The organism is Arthrobacter bambusae (assembly GCF_030812595.1).
GTDB classification, from domain to species: domain Bacteria; phylum Actinomycetota; class Actinomycetes; order Actinomycetales; family Micrococcaceae; genus Arthrobacter; species Arthrobacter bambusae_B.
In genome coordinates, this window is the sequence record NZ_JAUSSZ010000030.1 from 1 (window position 1) to 9,042 (window position 9,042).

General features: G+C 63.2%; 12 protein-coding genes. 5 read left to right on the forward strand and 7 right to left on the reverse strand.

Annotation, left to right across the window (positions count from 1 at the left end):
- Positions 1–538: 538 nt before the first annotated feature.
- The 3 genes from rpsN to rpmB are packed head-to-tail and all read right to left on the reverse strand — an operon-like array spanning position 539 to position 1,250.
- The gene (gene rpsN, locus J2S96_RS19960; RefSeq protein ID WP_028267656.1) at positions 539–844 is read right to left on the reverse strand and encodes a 30S ribosomal protein S14; all 306 of its coding nucleotides are present in this window, start codon (positions 842–844) and stop codon (positions 539–541) included.
- Positions 845–846: 2 nt separating this feature from the next.
- Positions 847–1,014, reverse strand: coding sequence for a 50S ribosomal protein L33 (gene rpmG / locus J2S96_RS19965; protein ID WP_003798558.1), 168 nt, complete (start codon positions 1,012–1,014; stop codon positions 847–849).
- Positions 1,014–1,250, reverse strand: coding sequence for a 50S ribosomal protein L28 (rpmB, locus tag J2S96_RS19970; protein WP_234759813.1), 237 nt, complete (start codon positions 1,248–1,250; stop codon positions 1,014–1,016). The genes rpmG and rpmB overlap by 1 nt, the downstream gene beginning before the upstream one ends.
- A 437-nt stretch (positions 1,251–1,687) precedes the next feature.
- Here rpmB and J2S96_RS19975 point away from each other — a divergent pair, with 437 nt between their 5' ends.
- From J2S96_RS19975 to J2S96_RS19985, 3 genes are read left to right on the forward strand one after another with little or no spacing between them, the layout of a single operon-like run.
- Entirely contained in the window at positions 1,688–3,157 is a 1,470-nt protein-coding gene (locus J2S96_RS19975; RefSeq protein WP_306867590.1) for a ferredoxin reductase family protein, read from the forward strand.
- Positions 3,154–3,720: an FMN-binding protein gene (locus J2S96_RS19980; protein ID WP_306867593.1), complete on the forward strand. Its 567-nt coding sequence runs from the start codon at positions 3,154–3,156 to the stop codon at positions 3,718–3,720. Before J2S96_RS19975 ends, J2S96_RS19980 begins: the two co-directional genes overlap by 4 nt.
- A complete protein-coding gene (locus tag J2S96_RS19985) occupies positions 3,704–4,555 on the forward strand; it encodes an FAD:protein FMN transferase (RefSeq protein WP_306867596.1) in 852 nt (283 codons plus the stop codon). Before J2S96_RS19980 ends, J2S96_RS19985 begins: the two co-directional genes overlap by 17 nt.
- An 11-nt stretch (positions 4,556–4,566) precedes the next feature.
- On the opposite strand, the gene J2S96_RS19990 is transcribed toward J2S96_RS19985, so the two are convergent.
- A complete protein-coding gene (locus J2S96_RS19990) occupies positions 4,567–5,328 on the reverse strand; it encodes an SGNH/GDSL hydrolase family protein (protein ID WP_306867599.1) in 762 nt (253 codons plus the stop codon).
- A 90-nt stretch (positions 5,329–5,418) separates the two neighbouring features.
- Complete coding sequence (locus J2S96_RS19995) at positions 5,419–5,898, reverse strand: MarR family winged helix-turn-helix transcriptional regulator (RefSeq protein ID WP_306867601.1); 480 nt, start codon at positions 5,896–5,898, stop codon at positions 5,419–5,421.
- 119 nt (positions 5,899–6,017) lie between these two features.
- Between J2S96_RS19995 and J2S96_RS20000 the strand changes: the two genes are divergently transcribed.
- Positions 6,018–6,650, forward strand: coding sequence for an NADPH-dependent F420 reductase (locus tag J2S96_RS20000; RefSeq protein ID WP_306867605.1), 633 nt, complete (start codon positions 6,018–6,020; stop codon positions 6,648–6,650).
- A 60-nt stretch (positions 6,651–6,710) separates the two neighbouring features.
- Positions 6,711–6,995 (forward strand): YciI family protein, encoded by a 285-nt coding sequence (locus tag J2S96_RS20005; RefSeq protein WP_306867608.1) that lies wholly within the window; start codon positions 6,711–6,713, stop codon positions 6,993–6,995.
- Positions 6,996–7,016: 21 nt separating this feature from the next.
- On the opposite strand, the gene J2S96_RS20010 is transcribed toward J2S96_RS20005, so the two are convergent.
- Together J2S96_RS20010 and J2S96_RS20015 are read right to left on the reverse strand one after the other, a co-directional pair.
- On the reverse strand, positions 7,017–7,829 hold the full coding sequence (locus J2S96_RS20010; protein ID WP_306867610.1) for an SGNH/GDSL hydrolase family protein: 813 nt from the start codon (positions 7,827–7,829) through the stop codon (positions 7,017–7,019).
- 2 nt (positions 7,830–7,831) lie between these two features.
- Entirely contained in the window at positions 7,832–8,740 is a 909-nt protein-coding gene (locus tag J2S96_RS20015; RefSeq protein ID WP_306867614.1) for an SGNH/GDSL hydrolase family protein, read from the reverse strand.
- Positions 8,741–9,042 lie beyond the last annotated feature (302 nt).

Consider the following 9,042-nt stretch of genomic DNA (forward strand, 5'->3'; position numbering starts at 1 on the left):
ACTTGGCACACTATTGAGTTCTCAAACAACAGACACACCCGGCACCACCCAACCACAAGGCCAGACTCGCTCCGGAGCAACTTTCCAAACTTACCCGAACTGCCAGCATCAAGCAAATCAACGTTTCCGTGATCCACCGCTCAACAAGGGTCCCCACCCATCCACAGCACGCTAATCAGCACACCATTTCCAGGCCGTTTATCAAAGGGAGTCGGTCGCTATCTTTCCGCTTCAGCGGCGGCGACTCGAACTACTCTACACACCCCCAACACCCCACGCAAATCACCGACCAGGCGAGCAAGGACCGCGGTAATCCGGGGCAAAACGGCCCATTCCGCGCCAAAAGAAGGCGGCGCCGTCGTTATCCAATAGTGTGCGCTCCACCACTTAATGGCGGAGCGACTTAATGGCGGAGCGACTTAGTGGCGGAGCGACTTAATGGCGGAGCGGCGAAGGCCGCATCTCTCCGGAACCAAAGCCTTAAACCCAAAAAGGGCCGGCAACCCAAACGGTTGCCGACCCTTCTAGTGCTTCAGGATTACCAGGAAGACTTGGTGATGCCCGGGAGCTCACCACGGTGAGCCATGTCGCGGAAGCGAACACGGGAGATACCGAACTTCTGGAAGGTACCGCGCGGGCGGCCGTCGATGATGTCGCGGTTACGCAGACGGATCGGGGAGGCGTTGCGGGGCAGCTTCTGCAGGCCGAGGCGAGCCTCTTCGCGTGCTTCGTCAGTCGCGTTGGCGTCAACCAGGGTCTTCTTCAGTTCGAGACGCTTGGCAGCGTAACGCTCAACGATGACCTTGCGCTGCTCGTTGCGAGCAATCTTGGACTTCTTAGCCATGTTTAGCGCTCCTCTCGAAATTCGACGTGCTGGCGGATCTTGGGGTCGTACTTCTTCAGGACCAGACGGTCCGGGTCGTTACGACGGTTCTTGCGGGTTACGTAGGTGTAGCCCGTTCCCGCAGTCGACTTCAGCTTGATGATCGGACGTACGTCCTTGTCTTTTGCCACTAGAGCTTCACCCCACGAGCCAGAACTTCGGCGACGACTGCGTCGATGCCGCGAACGTCGATGGTCTTGATGCCCTTGGCCGACAGGGTCAGCGTGACATTACGGCGCAGGGACGGAACCCAGTAGCGCTTCTTCTGGATGTTGGGGTCGAACCGACGCTTGTTGCGGCGGTGCGAGTGCGAAATGCTGTGTCCAAAGCCCGGCTCGGCTCCGGTCACCTGGCAGTGTGCTGCCATGACGACTCTCCTAAAAATAAAATGAAACGGCCAGCAGAGTTCCTGCTTCCCGTGCAGTAGGCGACGTCCGCAACCAGTCCACAACGTTTTCGGTAGTTCCCGCAGGCTGGATCCTTCGACTGAATCAGCCAATGATCACCGCTGCGGCGAAGGTAGTGGGTCCGGACAACGGGCCGGAATACTGGGCGAATACTGGAATGCACGCAACTTGAGCCCCTAACTACCGGCCCGCGGTTGTCCCGTTGTTGCCAACAGTCACCGCCAACCGGAGCAATTGCACACGCTCCGCGCCACCTAGCGCCTAATAAGTCTAGGGGCTGGGGGAAATTAAGGCCAATCGGGTGTATAAGAACCCAGGACAGGGTCGCCTCTCAAGTCATAAGCAGTGGCCAGCCCATTCACAGGAGAATGAAAGGTTGAGCATTCAATCTTGAATCATGAACTCACAACTCCTCGCCTCTCCGGGCCAAAGCGTGGATACGCCGCCAGGCCGTTCTCCGAGGTCCCTGCGACACAATGCCAAGCAGGGGAGGTTCGCTGCGCAACATCGCCGACGCATGTTCCGAGCGGACATGCTCACGGTTGCGCTGTGGGCATCGCTTGCGGCGGCGCTGTCGTTGTGGCTCGCCGACGGCGGGGCGTCGTCGGTGGGGAACCCCACCCAGGCGGTCACCGCCGTCGGGATCTTGGCCGGGCTCGCTGGCATGGACCTTGTCATCGTGATGCTCCTGCTTGCTGCACGCCTCCCTTTCGTGGATGGCGCCGTGGGGCATGACAGGGCACTGGAATTCCACCGGAAGCTAGGAAAACCTGCGCTCTACCTGTTGTTGGCGCATGGACTCCTGCTGGCAACCGGCTACGGAATGGCCGAGGGCCTGAACCCGGTGAGCGAGGCCGTTTCGCTCTGGGTGTTGGTACCGGATATGTGGTTGGCATTCGTCTCCATGGCGTTGTTCATTGCCGTGGTGGTGACTTCGCTGGTAGCTGTGCGGCGCCGCTTTCCCTACGAATTCTGGTACGTCGTCCATCTGCTCACCTACCTCGCGGTAGCAACCGCGTTGCCACACCAGTTCAGCGTGGGCGGCCTGTTCGCTGAAGGCACCTGGCAACGCTGGTACTGGCTCCTCCTTTGCATAGCAACGGGTTCGGCGCTGGCCTGGTACCGCATTGCACGGCCAGTGCTAGCCACGTACCGGCACCAGCTGACCGTGCGCCGCGTGGTGCGGGTATCCGCCGACGTCGTCAGCATCGAAATGGCCGGGCTGCGTTTGAACGAATTGTCGGGAAGCGGCGGACGGTTCTTCGTGTGGCGCTTCCTCGCTCCCGGCATGTGGTGGCAGGCGCATCCGTTCAGCTTGTCCGCGGAACCGCAGGTGGGGACATCATCCCGGCAGCCGACGTTGCGGATCACGGTGCGGAACCTGGGGGCCGGTTCGGCGCGCCTCGCCTCCCTCAAACCGGGCACGAAGGTTGCTATCGAAGGGCCATACGGGGTCTTCAGCACGGCAGCCAGGAGCCGGGACCGCGTGGTGATGATTGGGGCAGGAATCGGGATTACTCCCCTCCGGGCGCTCCTGGAATCCACTCCTTTCGCGCCAGGCCAGGCGACGGTCCTGTTGCGCGGAAGCAGCGCGGAAGAGCTTTTCCTCGGAGACGAGATCCTGGAATTGTGCAAGAGGCGCGGTGCCACCCTCTTCCACCTGACGGGACGGCGCTCCCCAGATGGCCGAAGCACATGGCTGCCCGCTTCTGCCGGCACCGCGCGACTGCCGGACTTTGTGCCGGACATAGCGGATGCTGATGTCTACGTTTGCGGTCCGGCCGCATGGGCCGGGCAGGTCCTGGCCGAGGCGAAAAGCTCCGGCGTGCGGGAGGAACAACTCCACTACGAAAGGTTTGACTGGTGAGACTCAGGGCAGGAATTTCAGCAGCGCTGGCATCCGCCGCGATCCTCGTGGTCGGCTGGCAGGCAGGCGCACACGTCTCGGAATCGAACGCCTCGGCGGTCACCACGTCTTTCGCGGGAAACACAGGCGGAACCAATACGGGCCCGACGGCGAATGGAACCACCGGGAGCAGCGCTTCCGGATCGTCCCCAGGAACCGGAGCCGGTTCCAGCACCGGTTCCGGCTCCAGCTCCGGTTCCAGCACGGGTTCCAGTTCCAGTTCCAGCCTGGGAGCCTCGGCCAAGGCCGGAGGCACCTACGCAGGAACGGCAATGGAAACCCGCTTCGGAACGGTCCAGGTCCAGGTAACCATCAAAGCGGGCGTGATCACTGATGTCACGGCCCTGCACCTGACCGACAATGAGCAGCGATCGGTCCAGATCAGTGCAAGGGCGGCACCCCTTTTGCGGTCCGAGGTGCTGAGCGCCCAGTCGGCAAACGTGCAGACTATCGGCGGGGCCACAGTTACCAGCGAGGCGTATTTGACGTCGCTTCAGGCGGCCCTCGATGCAGCACACTTCTAAGCCAGGTGGGCCCGGACTGGGCGGCTCGGAGCCGCGCCTTCGTTCCCGCACGTTCCCCAGCATGGGCACTGTGGTGAGCCTCGCGGTCCCAGCTGCTCCAGGGACGGCTCCCCAAGCTGAGGTGGAAGAGCTCGAGGCGGCTACCGCCGTCGTCGAGCAGTTGTTCAACGGACTGGACCGGGCATTCAGTCTCTACCGTCCTGACTCGGAGGCGAGCGCGATGGCCCGCGGCGAGCTGGCCTTGGCGGATGCCTCGGCGGGCATGCGCCGGCTGTATGTCGAGGCGAGCGAATGGCGCACCCTCACGGACGGCGCGTTCACGGCGGAACGGCCTGACGGCGTCGTGGATCTGGCGGGTATCGTCAAGGCGCATGCCCTGCGGGAAGCTGGAACGTCGTTGCTTGCACTGGGCTTGAAGGACTGGTGCCTCAATGCAGGCGGGGATGTCCTGGTGGTCGGTTCGCCGATCCCGGGCAGCGCGCGGCCGTGGTTGGCGGGAATCGTCGACCCCGCGGACCGGACCGCGCTCCTCACCGCGCTTCCGCTCGGTAACGCCGGCAAGCACGCGCTCGCGACCTCGGGAACCAGCGAACGCGGCCACCACATTTGGTCCGCGGGCCTCCAAGGCGTGCGGGACGAGGGGTTCCGCCAGGTTTCGGTGGCAGCGGACGGCATCATCACGGCTGATGTCCTGGCAACCGCCATTATGGCCGGCGGTGCCCGGACCCTCGCACTGGCTACCTCCCAGTGGGACGTTGAGGTGCTCGCGGTGAAGAACGACGGCGGCCTGCTCGCCACACCGGGCTTCCGGAACGTCGGTGCCCGGAACAGTTAGACCCGGAACCGTTAGGGCTGTATGAGCTGGGGGTATTTCGGGCTGAGGCCATCCCCGGAAGACCTGCCCGTAACGCGGCGGACCACCCACGGGGCGGCGTGTTCACGGGCCCAGCGCGCATTGGCCCACAACGCTTCCGCCCGCGCAAGCTGGGGTTGGGCCACCGGCGGCGGGACCTCGAGGGAACCTTCGTGCTCCAGGACGGCCAGGACGCGGTTTGCCATGTTGATGTGGCCAGCAGTGGACATGTGCATCCGGTCCTGCGCCCACATGTGCCAATCGTGGTATTCGCTGAAGCGCCAATAGTCCACCAGCAGCGCACCGTGATTTTCGGCGATCTCCCGCAGCAATTCGTTGTAGATCGCGGTGCGTCCGCGCATGGTGCCGAAAACCTTGGAACTGCGGGCGTCGAAACCGGTGAAGAGAAGCATCGTGGCACCAGTGGCACTTAGCTTCTCGATGCCCGCTTCGTATTCCTCCATAAGCCTGTCGATATCGACTTTGGGGCGGAAGATGTCGTTCGCTCCCGCGTACAGGGTCACCAGCGTCGGTTGAAGCGCGACGGCGGCGTCCACCTGCTCTGCCATGACTTGCCGGAGCTTCTTGCCGCGGATGGCCAGGTTTGCATATCCGAAGTTGTCATTGCTTCGAGCCAATTGATGGGCCACCAGGTCCGCCCATCCCCTGACCCCGTTGGGGCGTGAAGGGTCGGCGTCGCCAAGTCCTTCGGTGAACGAGTCACCCAATGCCACATAGCGGGCAGAAAAATCCATGGCGTCAGTCTTTCATCAGTGTGGGGCGGCGGTCACGCTGGTCCCGGTTCAGCGTTCTCGGCTTAGCGTTCCCGGCTTAGCGTTCGCGGCTTAGCGTTCGCGCAGGATCCAGTGGTCGTCGTCCAGGCGGGCCACGATTTTCTCGCCGATCCGTGCGAGGTCCGCAACGTCGTCGTCGCTCATGGCGTCCAACATCAAGGCGCGGACTGCATCCACATGCCCCGGGGCGAGGGACACGATGGTGTCCATTCCGGCTTCCGTCAGGTGCGCCACCGTGACACGGGCATCGCCCGGGTGGGCCTCGCGCTCTACCCAGCCGCGTCTTTGCAGCTTGGTGACAACGTGCGACAGCCTCGATAAGGAGGCGCTGGTGCGGGCTGCGAGCTCGCTCATCGGCAGGAACCGCCCCTCCGCTTCGGACAGCATGGCGAGCACGTTGTAGTCGAACAACGACAATTTGCCGGCCGCCTGCAATTGGGTGTCCAGCGCTGCCGGTAGAAGGGTGTTGATACTCAGGAGGGCCAGCCAGGCACGGCGTTCGTCGGCGTTGAGCCAGTGCGGTTCGGTCATGGACTCATCTTAGAAGGAAATTAATGCTTGACACTTCAACTTATAGTCATTACTATTTTAGTTGAAGCTTCAAGTAAAGATCGTGAACCGCTCATGGCACTCAAGCAAAGGAATCAACAATGGCTGACATCACCATCATCGGTACCGGCAACATGGCATCCGGCATTGCGGCCCGCGCGGCCAAAGCAGGCAGGAGCGTCCAAGTCCTCAGCCGCGACGCAAGCTCCTCTGCTGCGCTTGCCGCGACGGTCAACGGAACCTCCGGCACCACGGGATCCGCGGTGGAAGGCAGCATCGTGGTCCTGGCCACCCCGTTCGACGCCTCCAAGGAAGTCCTTTCTTCCTATGGATCCGCGCTCGACGGCAAGACGATCGTGGACATCACCAACCCCGTGAATTTCGAGACCTTCGATTCCCTCACCGTCCCCGCCGGAACCTCGGCGGCCGAAGAACTCCAGGCCCTGGTCCCCGGTGCGTCGGTAGTCAAGGCCTTCAACACCGTCTTCGCGGCCACCCTCGCTGCCGGCGAAGTGAGCGGCCAGACCCTCGACGTGCTGGTGGCGGGCGACGACGCCGAGGCGACATCCGCCGTCGTCGACTTCGTCAAGGAAGCCGGGCTGCGCCCCGTCAACGTTGGACCGCTGCGCCGCGCGCGCGAGCTCGAAGCCTTCCAACTGCTCGTCATGACCCTGCAGATCAGCGACGCCCACCCCGACTACAACTGGAACTCCGCAGTCAAACTGCTGCCGTAGGTCACTGCCGCTACGGAGGGCGACCCGATGGGCCGCCCTCCGCGCTGTAGGCTGGGCGGCATGTTCGTCGTTTCGCTGACATACAAAGTTCCCGACGAGATCGTCGATTTCCACCGCCCCGCACACATGGAATGGGTCAAAGAAGCGTTCGACGCCGGCACCTTCCTCGCGTCGGGACGTCGCGTTCCAGCCACCGGCGGCGTGTTGTTGTCCAACGTCGATCGTGCATCACTGGACGCTTCGCTGGCCACGGATCCGTTCTTCGTCAACGGGGTGGCCGACTTCGAGATCATCGAATTCACCGTCACCACGGCAGCCTCGGGTTTCGAAAACCTGCTGGACTAACCGGGCTGGAGGTCCGAGGCGTCACAGCCGGGCCGGTTCCTGTGACCTTCCCAAGAGCTCCGGCAAGACCACCGGCATAAGGGCCGGCCAGCGGGCGCTCAGGTGGTCACCGCTCGAAACTCCCCTGAGCCGACGCGAAAGCCAAGGTGCCACGTCGCGCCTGAGCCACGCGGCGTCGTCGGCCATTATCTGGGTGCGGCTCCGCGCTTGCAGCGGCCCAAGGACCGGTGAGCCCAGCGAGTGGGCGGCGCCCAACACCTCCAGGACCTTCCTGGCCATGTATTCGTGTCCGATTCCGGACATGTGCAAGCGGTCCGGAGCCCACATCCGCCGGTCCTGGTACTTTTCGAAGCACCAATGATCCACCAGAAGTGTTCCGTAATCTCCGGAAATACGCCGGATGTGTTTGTTGAAAACGGCCGTGCGCAGCTTGAGCGGCTCCAACACCGGCGAGAGCGGCACGTTGTACTCGGTGAACAGCAGGACTTGTGCACCACTTTGCACGATCCGGGCAACGGCGTCCTCGAATCCACGGACCAGGACGCGCATGTCCAGCCGTGCGCCGAGGAGATCGTTGCCCCCGGCATGGAAACTGACCAGAGTGGGCTCCATCGCGAGCGCCGGCTCAAGTTGTTCCGTCACGATCTGCTTGAGACGGCGGCCGCGGAGTGCCAGGTTGGCGTACTGCGCCTGCGGCCGGCGCCTGGCCAGTTCCTCGGCCACACGGTCGGCCCAGCCGCGGCAGTCGTTGGGAAGGCGAAGGTCAATGTCGCCGACGCCTTCAGTGAAGGAATCTCCGACCGCGACGAAACGCAGCGGTGTCTCCGTGGCCATAATCACGTCCCCCCGTTGTTTTTGGCTTTACCGTGTTGACTGTTTCCGGCGTCGCCGGATGCGACTGAGCCAGCTGCGGCAGCGGCTTGGCGTTCTGCGACTTTTCGCAGCCCGGCCTTCCGTGGGACTTTCACGGGCTCCGGCCAGCGTGGGCCAAGGCTGTCCCCGAGGGTGACGCCGCGAAGCTTCCGGCCGAACAAGGGCAGGACCCAGTCGTTCACCCAGCGTCGCTGACGGCGTTCCCAGTCGCGCAGCTTGAGTCGCTGCGGCGGTTCCCAGTCCTTGGGAGAGAATTTGTGCGGTACGCCGAGATGGTCGAGCACTTGCGACGCCATGTATTTGTGTCCGGCCTTGGACATGTGCAGACGATCCGCGGCCCACATCCGGCGGTCGTGGTAGGCGTCAAGGCACCAATAATCCACCAGCACGGCCCCGTACTTGGCGGCGAGTTCGCGGACACGTTCGTTATAGAGGGCGTTCCGCTTCTTGAAGGGTTCCAGCACGGCCGAGACCTTGACGTCGTAGCCCGTGAACAAGACCAACGTGGCTCCGGTGGCTGCGAGGCGGGCCACGAGCTTTTCATATTCGGCCATGAGCAGTTCCATGTCCGTGGCGAGATCCAGGATGTCATTGCCGCCTGCGTAAAGCGTGATGAGCGTGGGTTCCATGGCCAGGGCCCGGTCCAATTGCTCGTCGATGACATGGCGGAGCCGCTTGCTCCGTACGGCGAGGTTCGCGTACTCCCAGCCGGGTTCGGCCTTGGCAAGTTTCTCGGCAACGCGGTCGGCCCAGCCCCGGACGCCGTTCGGCAGGGCCTCGTTCCGGTCCCCCACGCCCTCGGTGAAGGAATCGCCCAAGGCAACAAACCGCCGTCGTCCGTCCTGGTCAGTAAGGATTACGTTCCCAGCCACGACGCCAGCGTAAACCCGCACGGTTGCCCGCCGGCAAAGCCCAGGTTAATTCGACCCCCGGTCACCTCTCGCCCCTTCAAACCAAACGCCCGGTCACCTCTCGCGGCAAAACCCCAAACGCCCGCTCACCTATCGGGGCAAAACCCCAAACGCCCGGTCACCTATCGCGGCAAAACCCCAAACGCCCGCTCACCTATCGCGCCAAAACCGGGAGTGTCGGAATAACGGTGGATCCGGGGTTGGCCTGACACGCCGGGGCTTTGCCTGGCGGGAAGGACTGATCATGAGCGACACCATGGATT

Coding starts and splice junctions, on each gene's coding strand:
- rpsN (WP_028267656.1), bottom strand. CDS start 844: ATGGCTAAGAAGTCCAAGATTGCTCGCAACGAGCAGCGCAAGGTCATC.
- rpmB (WP_234759813.1), bottom strand. CDS start 1,250: ATGGCAGCACACTGCCAGGTGACCGGAGCCGAGCCGGGCTTTGGACAC.
- J2S96_RS19975 (WP_306867590.1), top strand. CDS start 1,688: ATGAACTCACAACTCCTCGCCTCTCCGGGCCAAAGCGTGGATACGCCG.
- J2S96_RS19985 (WP_306867596.1), top strand. CDS start 3,704: ATGCAGCACACTTCTAAGCCAGGTGGGCCCGGACTGGGCGGCTCGGAG.
- J2S96_RS19990 (WP_306867599.1), bottom strand. CDS start 5,328: ATGGATTTTTCTGCCCGCTATGTGGCATTGGGTGACTCGTTCACCGAA.
- J2S96_RS19995 (WP_306867601.1), bottom strand. CDS start 5,898: ATGACCGAACCGCACTGGCTCAACGCCGACGAACGCCGTGCCTGGCTG.
- J2S96_RS20000 (WP_306867605.1), top strand. CDS start 6,018: ATGGCTGACATCACCATCATCGGTACCGGCAACATGGCATCCGGCATT.
- J2S96_RS20005 (WP_306867608.1), top strand. CDS start 6,711: ATGTTCGTCGTTTCGCTGACATACAAAGTTCCCGACGAGATCGTCGAT.
- J2S96_RS20010 (WP_306867610.1), bottom strand. CDS start 7,829: ATGGCCACGGAGACACCGCTGCGTTTCGTCGCGGTCGGAGATTCCTTC.